Genomic DNA, 16,219 nt, shown 5'->3' with positions numbered 1-16,219 from the left:
GGCGTTACGGTGGACGGAACAGCCACACGAGTTTTACTCACGGAGCCGAAAGCACCGAGAACGTGATCTTTCGGGACGACGAGCGCGGGCAGGCCATCCAGATCGGAGCCGTGCTGCTGTTCGCGGCGCTGATCATCGCCTTCTCGACCTACCAGGCGTTCGTCGTCCCCAATCAGAACAAGCAGGTGGAGTTCACCCACAGTCAGGAAGTGCAGGGGCAGTTACAGGACGTCAGAAATGCGATCGTCTCGGTCCCTGGCGGGAACACGGGGCGGTCGGTGACGGTTGATCTCGGGGTCCGGTATCCGAGCCGCCTCGTCGCACTGAATCCGGGGCCCGCAAGCGGGTCGCTCCGGACCGTTGGAACCACCGACGGGCGATACAACCTGACGATCGAGAACGCCACCGCCAGCGGGAGCGGTGAACTCGCGGACTTCTGGAACGGATCGGCGCACGTCTACGAGACGGGCGGTCTCGTCTACACCCCGGACTACAATCGATACGACGAGGCGCCGCGTTCGATCTACGAGAATTCCGTCCTGTACGGCGCGGACGGGGACCAGTCGGTTCCGAGAACCGGGCAGGGACTGATCGAGGGCGATCGCATCACACTCGTGACACTCAACGGGTCCCTCGACGCGACGCGGACCGGAGCCATCTCGGTCGATACCGACGCACTGAGCACGTCGACGCGCACGGTCTCGGTGCGGAATACCTCGCACAACGTCACGATCGAGGTGCCGACGCGACTCTCGGCCGAGCGCTGGCGTGAGCTGACTGCGGGCGAGTCCAACGTCGCGGGCCTGACGGTCGATCCGGGCACGATAGACGGCGACTGGGGACTGTTGCGACTGGATCTGGAGCCGGACACCACCTACGACCTCCGGATGGCGAAAGTGGGCGTCGGGACCGGACGCCGAGCCTCCGAAACGGGATACCTCCTCCCGGTCGAGGGGAACGGGTCGTCGGTCCCAGAAGGCGGGGACGAACGACTGGTGGTGGAAGTCCGCGACCGATTCAACAATCCCGTCAGCGGTGTGGACGTGAACGCGAGCGCGGCGGAGGGAACGGTGACTGAACCCGGAGAGACAGACGACCAGGGGCGCGTCGCACTCGAATACAGTGCCCCAGGCGACATCACCACGTCGGAGCTGACGGATACCGTCAGAGTCAGCTACGCGGTCGATCAATCCGACGTCGAAGACTACACTGGCCCGTTCGATGCGGGCAGGCCGGAGAACGCGGTGCTGAGAGTCAACGTCAGGGACACCGACGGTGGGAGTGGCGGTTCCAGCGCGTACACGGTCGACTGGCTCGCCCCGGACGCGACGGGCGACAATTCCGGCGCGGCGCTCTCGAACTGCGACGACGAATCGTGTGTCTGGGACGTCGGCAACAGCGGGAGTTCCTCGCTGACGCTTCGCAGCGACACGACACCGAGCGTCGAGGGAGTGACGCACGACTACGGCGTGAACGACTCGACCGTCGCGAGTTCGAGCAAGAACACCGAGACGTCCGACGCGAACGGTGAAGCGACGACGGATCTGCTGGCACAGAACAATGGAACCGTCGGCGTTTTCGTGGCGAGCGGTGGCTCCAGCGAGGACATCGCCGTCGAACTCGTGAACGTCGGGGCCGGTGGTGGCGGAAGTGACACGACGCCCCCCACGATCAGTTCCGCGGCTGCGACCCACGACGACAACTCAGGGATCTTCCTGGACTTCGACGACGACGTCTTCTTCGACCTCCAGGCCAGTGACGCGTCGGGGATCGACCGCACGATACTCACCGCTAGCCGGGCGACGAACGGGAACCAGTTCAACCAGCGCGTGGTCACCACCTCGCCGGGATCGTTCACCGACGAATCGCTCGCGCTCAACGCCGAGGCCAGTTTCAACGGGAACAACGGCGTCGCCGTCAACATGACGGTCGTCGACGACGCGGGCAACGCCAGGACCTGCACCGGGACGATCGACAACAGCGGCGACACCATCGATACGGCCGGTGGAGGCCTCACCTGTAACTGACTCGCTTCGGCGCCCCGGGCTCGGTCGATCTCCGACGCCTCCTGGAGAAGTCGTTCGGGAGGGCTGGTGAGGCCGACGGTCGGACGGGAACGGTTGTCGACGATCGTCGATAGTACAGTCGACAATATATTATACCACGTTCCCGCAGTTGCTGGTATGACAGCGGTCGGCATCGACGCCGTGGAGATACGAACGGGGAAGCTCGAACTGGACCTGGCGGAGACGTTCGCGCCGGCGAAGGGGGAGGAACCGGGGAAGTACACCAAGGGGCTCGGGCTGTATTCGAGTTCGTTCCCGGACACCTACGAAGACATCGTGACGATGGGGGCCAACGCCGCCCATCGCCTGATGGAGCGCAAGGGGCTCGAACCGGACGACATCGGCCGGATCGACGTGGCCACCGAGAGCGCCTTCGACAACTCGAAACCCGTCTCGACGTACATCGCGGGCTGTCTCGAGCAGGTGTACGACGGGGACTTCCACCACGCGAACAAGGGCGAACGCAAGTTCGCCTGCGTGGCGGGCACCCAGAGCATCGACGACGCGTACAACTGGATCCGCGCGGGGCGCCACCGCGGTCGGAAGGCGATCGTCGTCGCCACCGACACGGCGCTGTACGCCCGGGGCGACCCCGGCGAGGCGACCCAGGGCGCGGGCGCGGTCGCGCTCCTCATCGGCGAGGACCCCGACCTGGTGGAACTGTCGCCGGAGCAGGGATTCGGCAGCGCCGACGAGACGGACTTCCTGAAGCCCAACCAGCAGTTCCCGTCGGTCGACGGGAAGCGCTCGGTGCAGGTGTACCTCGCGCGGATGCGCGAGGCGGTCATGGACTTCGAGTCGGTCTGGGGCGAGGTCGAGCCCAGTGACTTCGCGCTGGTGCCCTTCCACACGCCCTTCCCGGGGATGGTCCGGAAGGCCGCACTGCTCGGCTATCGGCACATGATCCGCGACACCGAGATCGAGGACGCCCTGGCCGAGGAGATCGGTCGCCAGCCGCGGCCGGAGGCGTTCGACGACGACGAGGCCTACCTGGACGCCATCGCGGAGTACACGGACGGCCTGAAGGAGACCGAGCGGTACGCGGACTGGTACGACGACGTCATCGAGCCGACGCTGACCATCTCGCGGGAGGTGGGCAACTGGTACACCGGCTCGGTCCACGTCGCCCGAGTCAGCGGGCTGAAGCAGGCCCTCGAAGCCGGCGAGGACCTGACGGGTGAACGCATGCTCGTGGGTTCCTACGGCAGCGGCGCGCAGGCGGAGATCCACGCCGAGACGATCCAGCCCGGCTGGGCGGACGAGATCGAGGCGCTGAACGTCGACGAACAGCTCGAGGCGCGCTATCCCCTCTCCTTCGAGGAGTACGAGCACATCCACGACGTGCACAACCACGACAAGGAGACCGAAGCCGACGCGGAGGAGTTCACGACGCCCGACGAGGAGTTCGTCTTCGACGGCTGGGGCCGGATGGGCGAGCGCAAATACCGCTACGTGGAGTGAAGTCGTTCTAGGGGTCGTGAACGAAGTGAACGACCCGCTTTTTCATCGACGTTCGCAAGAGCGGAGCGCTTGCGCAGCCCACCAGAAATCTCCAATTTCTGGGGACGTTTTTCAAGGAGGGGTTCCCGAGCGTTCAGCGAGGGAACCCGACGCAGAAAAAGGTCGGATGGCTGGGGCCGGATGGGCGAGCGCAAGTACCGCCACGTGGAGTAACGACCCGTTACGATCGCTCGTTTTCGATTCTGATAGCAGAAATTCGAGAGAGGAGAGCCCGACGCGCTCGAAGGTAGATCTGGTCGCAGACTGGTAAAAAGTATCGATAACGATAAAATTAACGAGGGATTCAAATCGGATGGGAGACAACTCGGGGTATGGCACACCCAGCGGAGAGTGCGGTCGTCGGTGCGGTCGTCGGACTCGTCGTCGCCCTCGCAGCCTTCCCCACCAGGGTCGGGCGACTGCTCGCGCCGGCGGCGGGGGCGGTCGTCGACGGAATCCGCTGGGCCAGCGAGTCGCTCCCCGAACCGGCATTCATCCTGTCGGTGTTCCTGGGGACGATGGTCCTCACGGTGTTCGTCGCCGTCGTCTTCGCGCGGGTCGGCTACGCCGCGCTCCACCGGGCGGGGCCGCGGACCAAACGCCTCTACCGGTTCGTGACGCCGAACACGCCGATCGGGAAGGCGGGCTTTGCCTTCGCGCTGACAGTCCTCTTTCTCATCGGCTCGGTCTGGTCGCTCCCGTACGTGATCGGCGACCTCGGGGAGAACAGCGCCGTCAGCAACGCGGGGGACTTCACCACCGACAGCGGTCCGGACGACGCACTGGAGAACGCGGAGGAGGGGGTACTCCACGATGACGCAGCCACCACCGGCGACGGCGCCGCCGCCGACGAACGCGCCTACGACCGCCCAGGGCCGGACGCTGACGGGGACCGGCTGCCAGACGAGTGGGAGGAGCGCGGCCGGACGGCGGATGGGGCTGCGCTCCCGAACGCCGATCCCGATCGCATGGATCTCTACGTCCAGTTGAATTACGGCTACTACACCCATCCGCTGAACGATCGCGAGAAACGGGCGCTGAAATCGGTCTGGGCGGAGATGCCCGTCGAGAACCCGGACGGCTCGACCGGGATCGCGCTCCACATCGACGACGACGGACGGGACGGCTACGGCGGCCCCGTCGGGAGCGAAGTCGTTATCTCTGGGACCGACGGCGCGGAGATCCACCAGTACTACACGGCCGAGAACCTCGGGCCGCGACGCTGCGTGTACCACCAGGTCGTGGTCGGCGAGATCGACGGCGGTGACCGCCCCGGGTTCGGCAGCGCCCCCGGCTTCGGAAGCGTCATCGACGACCAGCGGCGGGCTACCGACGGCTCGGTCCCGTTCCGGGTCCAGGTCATCACGCACGAACTCCTGCACAACGTCGTGGGCGAGGTCGACGGCGGCACGCACACCGACGCGGGCTGGCTCTCACCGTCCGTCGGCGCTGACGACGAGTTCCTCTCCGACGCGACCGCCGCGGAACTCGACGACGGGTTCGCCGGCTCCGGGTACTACCAGCAAAATCTCTGCTAACCCACCTTTTTGGCCGGGGGGTTCGACCCGCGAACCCCCCGGCCAAAAACGTGGTTCCCGCGAACTGGGAGGGACCGGAGGTCCCTCTGGAAGCCGGACGTAGTCCGGCGACGCAGTGAGCGGGAGTGCTCAAAAATCGAAGATTTTTGGCATGCCAAGAGAACGGAGTTCTCTTGAGCACTCGAAAGACGAGCGTAGCGAGTCTTTCGGTGGCGAAAAAGGCTGCCTCGCTTCGCTCGGCCAGTGAACCGGCGCGCTTCGCGCGCCGGATGCTCCCCCACCGCAATTTCGGTATACCACTTCCGTCGAACCATCAGGGCAACTCGTCCAATCCTTCCAGCATCGTCGGCAGATCCGTCGTCGTCACCGCGAGCGAGAAGCCGTCGATCTGCGCCAGCCGCGGCGCGTGATCCCAGAGGCTCTCCTCGTCAAGTCCGTGGAGGACGATGGCGTTCGGCGTCGGGGTGACGACGCGCATGGCGACCAGCGGCGACTCGCCGCGCGTGACGTTCGTGAACACCAGCGCCCGGTTGGTGGACTGGCCGTAGAGCCGGTAGAACTCCTCGCTCGAGAGACGGGTGATCGCCTGGATGCTGTCGATGACCGTATGGCCGGCGACCGTTGCCTGTGCTCCCTCGACCAGTTCCGTCGCGCCGATGGCGTCGTAGTAGCGGTCCATCGGGATCGTCGCGGGGTACTCCCGGAGGTCGTGGACGATCTCGCTGTCGAACCCCGCGGATAGCACGCGCGCGTGCTGGCGGATGCGCCCGCCGCCGCGGGACTCGTCGATCTCGAGCAGCGCGCCGACGATGCGGTCGACGACGCCGATGCCCGGACTCTGGCGGCGGCCGCTCTCGTAGTCCGAGATGACGGAGGAGGAGACCTCGAGGTGGTCGGCCAGTTCCGTCTGGGAGACGTCGAAGTCCGTCCGCCACTTCCGCAGCGTGGCGCCGGGATCGTCACTCAGCGTGATCTCACCGGCGATCTTCTCGGCCAGTTCCCGCCGCGGTTCGCGGCCCATGGGGACAGTGGACGCGCTCCAGGGCAAAAACGTACCGACACCGGCGGTCGGCGGCGCGGCCGTCACGGGCAGAGCCACCGGAAGGGATTTGCACCCCCGCGTCCAGGCCCCTGCCATGCCATCGACGGTGGTGCACCTGGCCTTTGCGGGCATCCTCGCGGCCGCGTTGCTGGGCGAGGCTTTCTCTCCCCGGAGCCTCGCGGTCGTGTTCGCCGTCGTGATCTTCGCCGACCTGGACGTCTTCCTCGGCTTCCTGGTCGGGGGCGCCCACCGCGCGGCCTTCCACACCCTCCTGCTGCCCGCGATCGCCGGCGCGGCGATCTACGCCGACGCCCGACGCGAGGACCGGTGGCTCACGGCGCGGTTCGGCGAGTCGGCCCCGACGGTCGCCTGGACCGCCCTCGCCGCGTTCGTCTTCGCGGCCGTGGGGCTCGACCTGTTCACGACCTGGGGCGCGAACCCGTTGTACCCCCTGCACGACCAGTTCTACCGGATCGAGGGGACCCTCGAGCTCTCGTCCCAGCGAGGGCTCGTCCAGACGTTCGTCGAGGTCGGCGGGCCAGAGGCGGGGCCCAAAAAACTGGGAACCACCGCGGACTATCACGTCAACAGCGGCGTCGATCCGAACCGCGGCGCCGAGCCGGAGGGCGTCGACCGGATCTTCCCGGTCGCACAGTCTGGCTGGCAGTTACTGCTCGTGCTCGCGAGTCCGGTCGTCCTCTGGGCGCGGGTTCGTCAGGACTGAGTCGCGAAGGCGACGACACTTCCCAGCGCACCGAGGACGGCAGGGTAGACCAGGCCCGCGAGGACGGCCCCGAGGAGCAGGTCCGGTCCCGCCGAGGAACCGCCGGACTGGACCTGGACCAGGAAGGCACCGATCACGGCCAGCGGCAGGTAGCCGACGACGACGGTCGCGCCGGCCGCGGCCGCGTCACCGTAGTCCTGCTCACCCGCCGTCCGGCGGCCGATGGCCAGGCCCGCACCGAACAGCAGGAGGACCGGGACCAGATACAGGATCGCAGAGAAGGCGTCGACCTCCGCGATGAAGTTCACCGTACTGGAGCCACCGATGAACGGCACGTCCACGTCGACGACCGTCGAGACGAAGTGGGCGTTGTAGAACACCCACCCGACCGCCTGATACGTCAGATCCTGTCCCCCGAACGCCTGGGCGACCTGATTCGCGGCGGATTCGCGAACGTCACTCCCGACCAGCAGATACGTGAAGACGTAGCCGAGGACGTACGCGCCCGCACCAGCGATAGCCCCAGTCGTCAGCGGCAGCGACTGCAGTCGTTGTGTACTCATCAGTTTACAGAGAAGAGAGGCGGAGGAAAAACCCTTGTGGCCGGCGGTTACCGACGGCGGGCGACGACGGCGGCAGCCACGTAGAGGGCGATGGCGACCAGCACGATGGCGCCCGAGGCCGCCACGTCGTGGGTGTACGACAGCGTCACGCCCGTGACGGCGGCCAGTTCCGCGACGGCGACGGCGAGGAAAATCGACGCGCCGAAACTCGGCGCGACCTGGCCGGCGGCGGCGACGGGGACGACGAGCATCGCCGCGACGAGGATCACCCCCATGACCTGCATGGCAGCGACGACGACCAGCGCGGCGAGGACGACGAGCAGGTGGTTGTGGAAGTCCACGCGCAGGCGTGCGGCGCGGGCGGCCTCCTCGTCGACGGTCACGTACAGCAGCGGCTTGTAGGTGAGCGCGACGACGCCGACGACCAGCGCACTCAGCCCGGCCATCACGTACACGTGGGACCAGCCGACGGTGGTGACGCTCCCGAAGATGTACTGGTCGATGCCGACGGCGACGCCGCCGCCGAGGCTGACCAGCACCGTCCCCACCGCGAACCCGCCGGAGAGGACGATGGCCATCGAGACGTCGTTGTCCACGTCAGTGTAGTCGGCCATGGCCTGGATCAGGACCGCCGCGAGCGCCGCGACGACCAGCGCGACGAGGAAGGGGGACCCACCGACGCCGAGGACCGCCTCGGCGAACAGGCCGGCGGCGACGCCGGCGAAGGCGACGTGGGCGAGCGTGTCCCCGATGAACGCCATCCGCCGGTAGAGGAGAAAGGATCCCACGACCGGCGCCATGACCGCCACGAGCATCGCGGCCAGGAAGGCCCGTCGCATGAACTCGAAGCCGAGCATCTCGGCGAACACGTCGACGACGGGGACGGCCTGGAGGGCAACGGCGCCCGTCACGAGTGATCGTGCTCCACGATGCGCTGGGTCGTCCCGTAGGCGTCGGCCAGCGCGCCGCTGTCGGCGAACGCGCCGGGATCGCCGTGGTAGTGGAGCCGCCGGTTGATGCAGGCGATACTGGAGGCGTACTCGGTGACGACGCCGATGTCGTGTTCGACGAGCAGGATCGTCAGCCCGTCGGCGTGGAGCGAGCCCAGAAGCTCGTAGAAGGCGTCGCGGGACTCGACGTCGACGCCGACGGCCGGTTCGTCGAGCGCGAGCAAGTCCGCCTCGCAGGCGAGCGCGCGGGCGATGAACGTCCGCTGGCGCTGGCCCCCGGAGAGCGCCGAGAGCCGACGATCGGCGAGGTCGGTGATCCCCGTCGTCGCCATCGCCTCGCGGACTGCCGCGCGGTCCTCGGCGCGCAGCCGGCCGTAGCCGACGTGGGGGTATCGTCCCGTCGTGACGACCTCCTCGACGGTCACCGGGATCCCTCGGTCTGCGGTCGCCGTCCGCTGCCCGACGTACCCGATGCGATGCCCGTCGGCGAAGGCGTGGGCCGGCTCGCCGAACAGCCGCGCGTCCCCGGCGTCGGGCTCCAGGAGCCCGAGCAGTACCTTCAGGAGCGTGCTCTTCCCCGAGCCGTTGGGCCCGACCAGTCCGAGGAACTCCCCGGCCTCGACGGACAGCGAGACGTCCCGCAGTACGTCGACGTCGGTGTAGCCGAACCGGAGGTGCTCGACGGCCGCGACGCTCATTCGGCCCCCAGGGCGCGCTCGAGCGCGGGCAGGTTCACCCGCTCCATGAGGTCGACGTAGCCCCAGTCGCGCTCCTCCCACTCCTCGGTGAGGCCCGCGATGGCGGTGATCTCGAGGACCTCGCTCGCGTCGGTCTCCGCGACGAGTTGCTCTGCCGCCCGCGACGACTCGAGGGCTGGTGCGAGCACGTACTCGACGTCGTGTTCGGCGACGAACACCTGGGCCCGGGAGACGGTTCGCGCGCTCGGACGTTCGTCCGGCGAGAGCCCGCGGAGCGCGTGGATCTCGAACCCGTAGCGCGCGCCGAGGTACTGGAAGGAGTTGTGTCCGGCCACGAGCACCGCGTCCCGCGATCGGTCGTCGAGGGTCTCCGCGAAGCGGTCGTCGAGGGCCTCCAGCTCGGCCAGGTACGCGTCGGCGCGGTCACGGAACCCGGATTCGCCGTCCGGGTACGCCTCGATCAGGCCGTCGCGGACGTTCTCGACGGCCGTCCTGGCGCGAAGTGGGTCCAGCCAGAAGTGCGGGTCGCGATTTCCTGGGTCGTGGTCGTGTCCGTCGTCGCCCCCCTCGTGGTCGGCGTGGTCGCTACCCTCGTGCGCTTCGGTCCCGTGTTCCCCGGCATCGTGCTCCTCGTCGTGCTCGTGTTCTCCGGCGCCGTGGCCGTCGACGTCGAGGAAGTCCACGCCGTCCCAGGCGTCGGTGACGACTACGTCGGCGTCGTCGTCGCGCATGTTCCGGACGACGTCGTCGGCCCACGGCTGGAACCCCTCGCCCATGTAGACGAAGAGTGCGGCGGTGTAGACGTCCCGCTGGACCTGTCCCGAGGGCTCCCACCCGTGCCCGTGCTGGCCGAAGGGGACGATGCTCTCGACGGGGACGTCCTCGCCCGCGACCGATTGCGCGAAGTCGTACAGCAGGTGGAAGGAGGTCTGTGCGCCGTCGCTGGTCGATCCCTCGCCGGAGAACCCGCCGAGACAGCCGGCCGTCGCCGCACCGAGCCCCGCCGCGCTCGCCGTCAGAATGGATCGTCGCGTGCGCTTCATATCCGGGAGCAGACGGCAGCCGAGTAAATAAGTTATTATCTCTACCCCCGATATTATTAATAGTTGCTTGGTTCGCAGACCCCATTATTAATTCGGGAGGCGTCGGGGATGCCGTGCCGGTAGCGCTGCCGTCGGACCCCCCGGAACCCGGGCTCCGCAACCCATAAGCGCGGGCCGTCCGTCCCCACTCGCAATGAGCGACTGGACCGAAAAGTACCGCCCGTCGACGCTGGCGGAGGTCCGGGGCAACGACAAGGCCCGCGACGCCCTCCGGGAGTGGGGCGAGACGTGGGACGAGCACCGAGAAGCGGCCATCCTCCACGGCAGCCCCGGCATCGGCAAGACCTCGGCGGCCCACGCGCTGGCGGCGGACATGGGCTGGGAGACCGTCGAACTCAACGCCAGTGACTCGCGGACCAAAGACGACATTGAGCGGCTGGCCGGCCGCGCCGCCAAGAACGCGACGCTGGGCGGGACCGGCAAACAGCTCATCGTCGTCGACGAGGCCGACAACTTCCACGGCAACGTCGACCGCGGGGGCTCGAAGGCAGTGACCGGCATCGTCAAGGAGGCCGGCCAGCCGATGGTCCTGATCGCCAACGACTTCTACGAGATGTCGAACACGCTGCGGAACGCCTGCCGGGAGATCGAGTTCCGCGACATCTCCGCGCGCTCGATCGTCCCCGTCCTCCGGGACGTCTGTCGCCAGGAGGGCATCGAGTTCGAGGACGAGGCGCTGTCGGCCATCGCCGAGTCCAACAGCGGCGACCTCCGCGGGGCGATCAACGATCTGCAGGCGATGGCCCAGGGCCGGACCGAACTCCGCGCCGAGGACGTCGTCACCGGCGAGCGCGACCGCACCAGCGGCGTCTTCGACTACCTCGACACGGTCATCAAGAAGGCCGGCGCCGAGGAGGCGCTGAAGGCGTCCTACGACGTCGACGAGACGCCCGACGACCTCATCAACTGGATCGAGGACAACATGCCCAAAGACTACGAGGGGCGAGAACTGGCCCGGGCCTACGACTTCCTCGGGAACGCCGACCGCTGGCTCGGGCGCGTCCGCGCGACGCAGAACTACTCGTACTGGCGGTACGCGGGCGACAACATGACCGCCGGCGTCGCCGCTGCCAGGGGCGGCGAGAAGGGCGGCTGGACCCGCTATGGCCCGCCGAGCTACTGGTCGAAGCTCGGGCGCTCGCGCGGCACGCGTGAGAAACGCGACTACGTCGCCCGACAGATCGCCGAGGAGCAGGGCGTCAGCATGGCCACGGCACGCCGGGAGATCATGCCCCACCTCGCGGTCATGACCCACCACTGCAAGAACCGTGAGCTGACGGTCGCGATGACGGCCCGCTACGACCTCGACGCCGAACACGTCTCCTTCGTCACCGGCTCCGGCAAGGACACGAACAAGGTCCAGGACATCGTCGAGGACGCCGAACGACTCCAGGCTGAGTCCGCCGTCGAGCACTCGGGCGGGGCCTTCGAGGGCGGTCGGGCCGGCCAGGCGGCCGAGACGAACGCGACCGAGTCCGGCACCGAGGAAAGCGCCGGCGGTACCGAATCGGACGACGCGGACGGGGCGGGGCAGGCGACGCTCGCCGGGAGCGCAGCAGACGACGAGGAGGAGCCCCCTGCATCGGCGACCGAGGGCGAGGACGCGGACGCGAACGATCAGCAGTCGGGGCTGGGCGACTTCGTCTGAGTCAGAGCCGGACCGGGCCGGAGGTGTTCTCGGCGCTCTGTTCGGCGTCCGAGGGGGTCTCGGCGGCTGCCGCGGCGGCGTGCTGGAACGACCAGGCGGTCGCGGCGGTCAGCGAGGCGAAGATGAGCAGCGCCGCGGAGTGGTGGAGCACCTGTGCGAGCGGCCCGTAGCCCCAGATCGTGTTCGCGCCCAGCATGACCTGCACGGGGAGGACCGCCAGCGCGACGATGGACGCGCGCCGGACGGCGTCGCTCTCCTGGCGTTTCCAGGCGGCGTAGGCGGTGCCGATGATCATGAAGCCGGTGATCATCGCCACGAGGCGGTGGAACCACTCGACGAAGCTGGGCCAGTCGGCCGGGAAGAGGCCGAAGACGCTCCCGTTACAGAGCGGCCAGCGCGCTCCGCAGGACAGTCCCGCGCCGATAGCGCCCGTGTAGACGCCCAGCAAGATCAGGGCGAACGTCATCGCCGTCGTCGTCGCGGCGAGGTGGCGAAATCCCAGTCGCATAGCCGAGGGTCGGGTTCGCGCATACTTATGCTCCGCCTTTCGTTCCCGCGATGCGAGAACGACCCCGACGGTACAGACGGGTATCGACGAACGTCGAACACGATTTTCGGTTACCTTTTTACCCTGGCCTGAACCCCCTAGAGGCATGGGACTAGACGAGGATTCGCTCGACTATCACCGGGAGGATCCACCCGGGAAGATCGAGATCTCCACGACGAAGCCGACGAACACGCAGCGGGACCTGAGCCTGGCCTACTCGCCGGGCGTCGCCGCTCCCTGCCGTGAGATCCGCGACGCGCCCAACGACGCGTTCACCTACACCGCGAAGGGGAACCTCGTCGGCGTCGTCTCCGACGGGACAGCCGTGCTCGGCCTCGGCGACATCGGCGCACAGGCCTCGAAACCGGTCATGGAGGGCAAGGGGGTCCTCTTCAAGCGCTTCGCCGACATCGACGTCTTCGACATCGAACTCGAGGAGGACGACACCGACCAGATGATCCGCTCGATCGCCTCGATGGAGCCGACCTTCGGCGGCATCAATCTTGAGGACATCAAGGCCCCCGAGTGCTTCGAGGTCGAGGAGCGCCTCCGCGAGGAGATGGACATCCCCATCTTCCACGACGACCAGCACGGCACCGCGATCATCTCCGGGGCCGCCCTGCTCAACGCCGCCGACATCGCCGGCAAGGAACTGGCGGAACTGGACATCGTCTTCTCCGGCGCCGGCGCGAGCGCCATCGCCTCCGCGCGCTTCTACGTCTCGCTCGGCGCGAAACGCGAGAACATCACGATGTGTGACTCCTCGGGGATCATCACCCAGGCCCGCGCGGAGTCGGGCGACGTCAACGAGTTCAAACGCGAGTTCGCACGCGACGTGCCCGAGGGCGACCTCGCGGACGCGATGGACGGCGCGGACGTGTTCGTCGGCCTCTCGGTCGGCGGCATCGTCTCCGAGGAGATGGTGCAGGCGATGGCCTCGGACCCGATCATCTTCGCGATGGCGAACCCGGACCCGGAGATCGCCTACGAGGACGCCAAGGCGGCCCGCGACGACACCGTCATCATGGCCACGGGCCGCTCCGATTACCCCAACCAGGTGAACAACGTGCTCGGCTTCCCCTTCATCTTCCGCGGGGCGCTCGACGTGCGGGCGACCGAGATCAACGAGGAGATGAAGCGCGCGGCCGCCGAGGCGCTGGCCGACCTGGCCCGCCAGGACGTGCCCGACGCGGTCGTCAAGGCCTACGGCGACCAGCCGCTCCAGTACGGGCCCGAGTACGTCATCCCGAAGCCGCTCGACCCACGCGTGCTCTTCGAGGTGGCACCGGCGGTCGCCCAGGCCGCGATGGACAGCGGCGCGGCGCGCTTCGACATCGACCACGACGAGTACGTCGAACAGCTCGAAGCCCGCCTGGGCAAATCGCGGGAGATGATGCGGGTCGTCCTGAACAAGGCCAAAAACGAGCCCAAGCGGGTCGTGCTGGCCGAGGGCGACGACGAGAAGATGATCCGGGCGGCCTACCAGCTGGTCGACCAGGGCATCGCCGAACCCATCCTGATCGGCGACCGCGAGCGCATCTGGGCGATCATGGAGACCCTGGCCCTGGACTTCGACCCCGAGATCGTCGACCCCGGCGAGGGGAGCCTCGAACCGTACGCAGAGCGGCTGTACGAACTCCGCCAGCGCAAGGGCATCACCCGACGGGAGGCCGGCGAACTCGTCCAGGACGGCAACTTCCTCGGCAGCGTCATGGTCGAGATGGGCGACGCCGACGCCATGCTGACGGGGCTGATGCACAACTACCCCTCGGCGCTCAAGCCGCCGCTCCAGATCGTCGGCACCGCCGACGACGCCAACTACGCCGCCGGGGTGTACATGCTGACTTTCAAGAACCGCGTGATCTTCTGCGTGGACACGACGGTCAACCAGAACCCCGACGCGGAGGTGCTCTCGGAGGTGACCTGCCACACCGCCGACCTGGCCCGCCGGTTCAACGTGGAACCGCGCGCGGCGATGCTGTCGTACTCGAACTTCGGCTCGGTCGACAACGAGGGCACGCGCAAGCCCCGCGAGGCCGCGGAGTTGCTCCGGGCCGACCCAGAGGTCGACTTCCCGGTCGACGGTGAGATGCAGGCCGACACCGCCGTCGTCGAGGACATCCTCAACGGCACCTACGAGTTCTCGGACCTCGAGGAACCGGCGAACATCCTGGTGTTCCCGAACCTCGAAGCGGGCAACATCGGCTACAAACTCCTCCAGCGCCTCGGCGGCGCCGAGGCCATCGGCCCGATGCTCGTCGGCATGGACAAACCCGTCCACGTCCTCCAGCGGGGCGACGAGGTCAAAGACATCGTCAACCTGGCGAGCGTGGCGGTCGTCGACGCCCAGCAGAACGACTACTGACCACCTTTTTCTCCTCGGGTGGCTCGCGGTGCTCGCCACCACTTCTCGAAAAACGTGGTTCCCGCGAACGCAGTGAGCGGGTGCTCGAAAGACGAGCGAAGCGAGTCTTTCGGTGGCGAAAAAGCGGAACTCGCGCTCTGCGCGAGTTCCGGGATACCCGCGAGTGACCAGCGGGAACGAGTGGGTGCTCGTCAGAGCAAAGCTCTGACGGAGACTGCGGCGCTTCGCGCCGCGGATGTTGGATATGGGTGTCTGAATCCCCGTTCTATCTTCGCTACCGAGTATCGCGCGTACTAGGTTGGTATGGGTTCGTGATCGTCACCCTCGAAGTACAGTTTCGCGCCCACGCCGGTCCAGAGGAAAGCGAGGACGCCGACCGTTACGCCGGCCGGGACGCCGACGGGGGAGACGATCTTCGCGGCGACCAGGCCGATCGCGACGACGGTGACGAGGAAGACGTATTCGTCGAGGGGATCGGCAGACAGCCGGGAGACGCCGACGAAGGCGAAGCCGACGCCACCGCCGACGCCGACGACGAGCGCGAGCAGGACTGCGAGTACGGAGCCGCCGGGGAGCAGGCCCCTCCATAGCTCGACGGCGACGTAGACAGTCAGCGCGAACGTGAGCACGCCGGCCTGGGCGACCGACGCGAATGGCTCCCAGAACCCCTCCCTGCCCCCCATTGACAGATTGTGGCACTGGCCAGCGAGTTAAATCTTGCCGCGTCAGTCGCTGGCACCGCGGTCCGACCGGGAGGGCGGGGGGACCTGCTCCTCGGTCGGATCTTCCGGGATGACGCAGCGGTCGGGTTCCCGGTTGACGTGGGCGTACTGGTCGGGCGCGTTGGCCAGCGGATGGGCCGGGTTCACGTCGCTCCGGATGCGGGCGGCCCGGAGTTCGTCGAACCCGTTGATGCGGGCGCGGATGCCGCGCCAGTGGTGGTTCGTCGCCGTCGGGACTGAGACGGCGGGGTCCCAGTCGGCGCCCCGGGCGTCGAGGACGGCCTGGTTCACGTTGCCCGCGAGGGCGTCGTGGTCGATGAGGACGCCGACGCGAGCGTCCGCCGGGGCTCGCGCCGCGAGGACGTCCAGGCCCAGGTGGAGCGCGCGGTACTCGGCGACGTTGTTGTCAGGGGCGCTGTCCGCGACCGAGAGCCGCGCCACTCGCTCACCGTCTCGCGTCTCGATGACCACGCCGAGTCCGCCGGCGGGGTTGTCCTCGCCGCCCACCGCGCCACAGCGGCCTCTGTAGGAGCCGTCTGTGGCGAGGTAGAAGTCCCGATGGTGGGTGCGAGGGGGGTGGGCAATGTGTGGCGTCGGCGACTCGTCGAACAGGTCCCGAAGGGACGGCCGGCCGTAAGCGGCCATATACGTCCATTAGTTGCGGGGCAATTTAAATATATGGCCCGATGCGCTGGCGGAAACCGCCCGAAGTGAGGGCAAACCCGTTTCGAGCGACGCGCGAGCCGGGCGATT

14 protein-coding genes are annotated in these 16,219 nt (G+C 67.8%); 6 read left to right on the top strand and 8 right to left on the bottom strand.

What is annotated here, in order from left to right; genetic code table 11:
- The first annotated feature begins 62 nt into the window (after nt 1-62).
- From U5918_RS15230 to U5918_RS15220, 3 genes are all read left to right on the top strand, one after another.
- The gene (locus U5918_RS15230) at nt 63-2,027 is read left to right on the top strand and encodes a hypothetical protein (RefSeq protein ID WP_336002396.1); all 1,965 of its coding nucleotides are present in this window, start codon (nt 63-65) and stop codon (nt 2,025-2,027) included.
- 156 nt (nt 2,028-2,183) lie between these two features.
- A complete protein-coding gene (gene hmgB, locus U5918_RS15225) occupies nt 2,184-3,527 on the top strand; it encodes a hydroxymethylglutaryl-CoA synthase (RefSeq protein ID WP_336002394.1) in 1,344 nt (447 codons plus the stop codon).
- A gap of 371 nt (nt 3,528-3,898) precedes the next feature.
- On the top strand, nt 3,899-5,104 hold the full coding sequence (locus U5918_RS15220) for a hypothetical protein (RefSeq protein ID WP_336002392.1): 1,206 nt from the start codon (nt 3,899-3,901) through the stop codon (nt 5,102-5,104).
- A 313-nt stretch (nt 5,105-5,417) separates the two neighbouring features.
- Here U5918_RS15220 and U5918_RS15215 read toward each other — a convergent pair whose 3' ends face one another.
- On the bottom strand, nt 5,418-6,125 hold the full coding sequence (locus tag U5918_RS15215; protein ID WP_336002390.1) for a helix-turn-helix domain-containing protein: 708 nt from the start codon (nt 6,123-6,125) through the stop codon (nt 5,418-5,420).
- Nucleotides 6,126-6,240: 115 nt separating this feature from the next.
- On the opposite strand from U5918_RS15215, the gene U5918_RS15210 reads away from it, so the two are divergent.
- Nucleotides 6,241-6,870: a metal-dependent hydrolase gene (locus U5918_RS15210; protein ID WP_336002388.1), complete on the top strand. Its 630-nt coding sequence runs from the start codon at nt 6,241-6,243 to the stop codon at nt 6,868-6,870.
- On the opposite strand, the gene U5918_RS15205 is transcribed toward U5918_RS15210, so the two are convergent.
- Genes U5918_RS15205 through U5918_RS15190 form a run of 4 tightly spaced genes read right to left on the bottom strand, consistent with a single transcriptional unit; the run spans nt 6,861 to nt 10,124 of the window.
- The gene (locus U5918_RS15205) at nt 6,861-7,433 is read right to left on the bottom strand and encodes a DUF7978 family protein (protein ID WP_336002386.1); all 573 of its coding nucleotides are present in this window, start codon (nt 7,431-7,433) and stop codon (nt 6,861-6,863) included. The two genes, U5918_RS15210 and U5918_RS15205, sit on opposite strands and share 10 nt — an antisense overlap.
- A 47-nt stretch (nt 7,434-7,480) precedes the next feature.
- On the bottom strand, nt 7,481-8,344 hold the full coding sequence (locus tag U5918_RS15200; RefSeq protein ID WP_336002384.1) for a metal ABC transporter permease: 864 nt from the start codon (nt 8,342-8,344) through the stop codon (nt 7,481-7,483).
- Nucleotides 8,341-9,081: a metal ABC transporter ATP-binding protein gene (locus tag U5918_RS15195; RefSeq protein ID WP_336002382.1), complete on the bottom strand. Its 741-nt coding sequence runs from the start codon at nt 9,079-9,081 to the stop codon at nt 8,341-8,343. The genes U5918_RS15200 and U5918_RS15195 overlap by 4 nt, the downstream gene beginning before the upstream one ends.
- Nucleotides 9,078-10,124, bottom strand: coding sequence for a metal ABC transporter substrate-binding protein (locus U5918_RS15190; RefSeq protein ID WP_336002380.1), 1,047 nt, complete (start codon nt 10,122-10,124; stop codon nt 9,078-9,080). Before U5918_RS15190 ends, U5918_RS15195 begins: the two co-directional genes overlap by 4 nt.
- A 193-nt stretch (nt 10,125-10,317) precedes the next feature.
- On the opposite strand from U5918_RS15190, the gene U5918_RS15185 reads away from it, so the two are divergent.
- Complete coding sequence (locus tag U5918_RS15185) at nt 10,318-11,832, top strand: replication factor C large subunit (protein ID WP_336002378.1); 1,515 nt, start codon at nt 10,318-10,320, stop codon at nt 11,830-11,832.
- 1 nt (nt 11,833) lies between these two features.
- Here U5918_RS15185 and U5918_RS15180 read toward each other — a convergent pair whose 3' ends face one another.
- Complete coding sequence (locus tag U5918_RS15180) at nt 11,834-12,340, bottom strand: COX15/CtaA family protein (protein ID WP_336002376.1); 507 nt, start codon at nt 12,338-12,340, stop codon at nt 11,834-11,836.
- Nucleotides 12,341-12,485: 145 nt separating this feature from the next.
- Between U5918_RS15180 and U5918_RS15175 the strand changes: the two genes are divergently transcribed.
- Nucleotides 12,486-14,744, top strand: a complete 2,259-nt coding sequence (locus U5918_RS15175; RefSeq protein WP_336002374.1) for an NADP-dependent malic enzyme — start codon at nt 12,486-12,488, stop codon at nt 14,742-14,744.
- A gap of 293 nt (nt 14,745-15,037) precedes the next feature.
- On the opposite strand, the gene U5918_RS15170 is transcribed toward U5918_RS15175, so the two are convergent.
- The gene (locus U5918_RS15170) at nt 15,038-15,427 is read right to left on the bottom strand and encodes a hypothetical protein (RefSeq protein ID WP_336002372.1); all 390 of its coding nucleotides are present in this window, start codon (nt 15,425-15,427) and stop codon (nt 15,038-15,040) included.
- Between the two features lie 42 nt (nt 15,428-15,469).
- Nucleotides 15,470-16,111, bottom strand: a complete 642-nt coding sequence (locus U5918_RS15165; protein WP_336002370.1) for a ribonuclease HI — start codon at nt 16,109-16,111, stop codon at nt 15,470-15,472.
- Nucleotides 16,112-16,219 lie beyond the last annotated feature (108 nt).

This window comes from Halorientalis sp. LT38 (genome assembly GCF_037031225.1).
Lineage (GTDB): Archaea > Halobacteriota > Halobacteria > Halobacteriales > Haloarculaceae > Halorientalis > Halorientalis halophila.
Note: the sequence above shows the minus strand (reverse complement) of the source record. Positions and strands in the feature narration are given on the sequence as shown.

Bases quoted from the DNA above. Each gene is read 5' to 3' on its own strand.
- hmgB (WP_336002394.1), top strand. From the start codon at position 2,184: ATGACAGCGGTCGGCATCGACGCCGTGGAGATACGAACGGGGAAGCTC.
- U5918_RS15220 (WP_336002392.1), top strand. From the start codon at position 3,899: ATGGCACACCCAGCGGAGAGTGCGGTCGTCGGTGCGGTCGTCGGACTC.
- U5918_RS15215 (WP_336002390.1), bottom strand. From the start codon at position 6,125: ATGGGCCGCGAACCGCGGCGGGAACTGGCCGAGAAGATCGCCGGTGAG.
- U5918_RS15210 (WP_336002388.1), top strand. From the start codon at position 6,241: ATGCCATCGACGGTGGTGCACCTGGCCTTTGCGGGCATCCTCGCGGCC.
- U5918_RS15205 (WP_336002386.1), bottom strand. From the start codon at position 7,433: ATGAGTACACAACGACTGCAGTCGCTGCCGCTGACGACTGGGGCTATC.
- U5918_RS15195 (WP_336002382.1), bottom strand. From the start codon at position 9,081: ATGAGCGTCGCGGCCGTCGAGCACCTCCGGTTCGGCTACACCGACGTC.
- U5918_RS15190 (WP_336002380.1), bottom strand. From the start codon at position 10,124: ATGAAGCGCACGCGACGATCCATTCTGACGGCGAGCGCGGCGGGGCTC.
- U5918_RS15185 (WP_336002378.1), top strand. From the start codon at position 10,318: ATGAGCGACTGGACCGAAAAGTACCGCCCGTCGACGCTGGCGGAGGTC.
- U5918_RS15180 (WP_336002376.1), bottom strand. From the start codon at position 12,340: ATGCGACTGGGATTTCGCCACCTCGCCGCGACGACGACGGCGATGACG.
- U5918_RS15175 (WP_336002374.1), top strand. From the start codon at position 12,486: ATGGGACTAGACGAGGATTCGCTCGACTATCACCGGGAGGATCCACCC.
- U5918_RS15170 (WP_336002372.1), bottom strand. From the start codon at position 15,427: ATGGGGGGCAGGGAGGGGTTCTGGGAGCCATTCGCGTCGGTCGCCCAG.
- U5918_RS15165 (WP_336002370.1), bottom strand. From the start codon at position 16,111: ATGGCCGCTTACGGCCGGCCGTCCCTTCGGGACCTGTTCGACGAGTCG.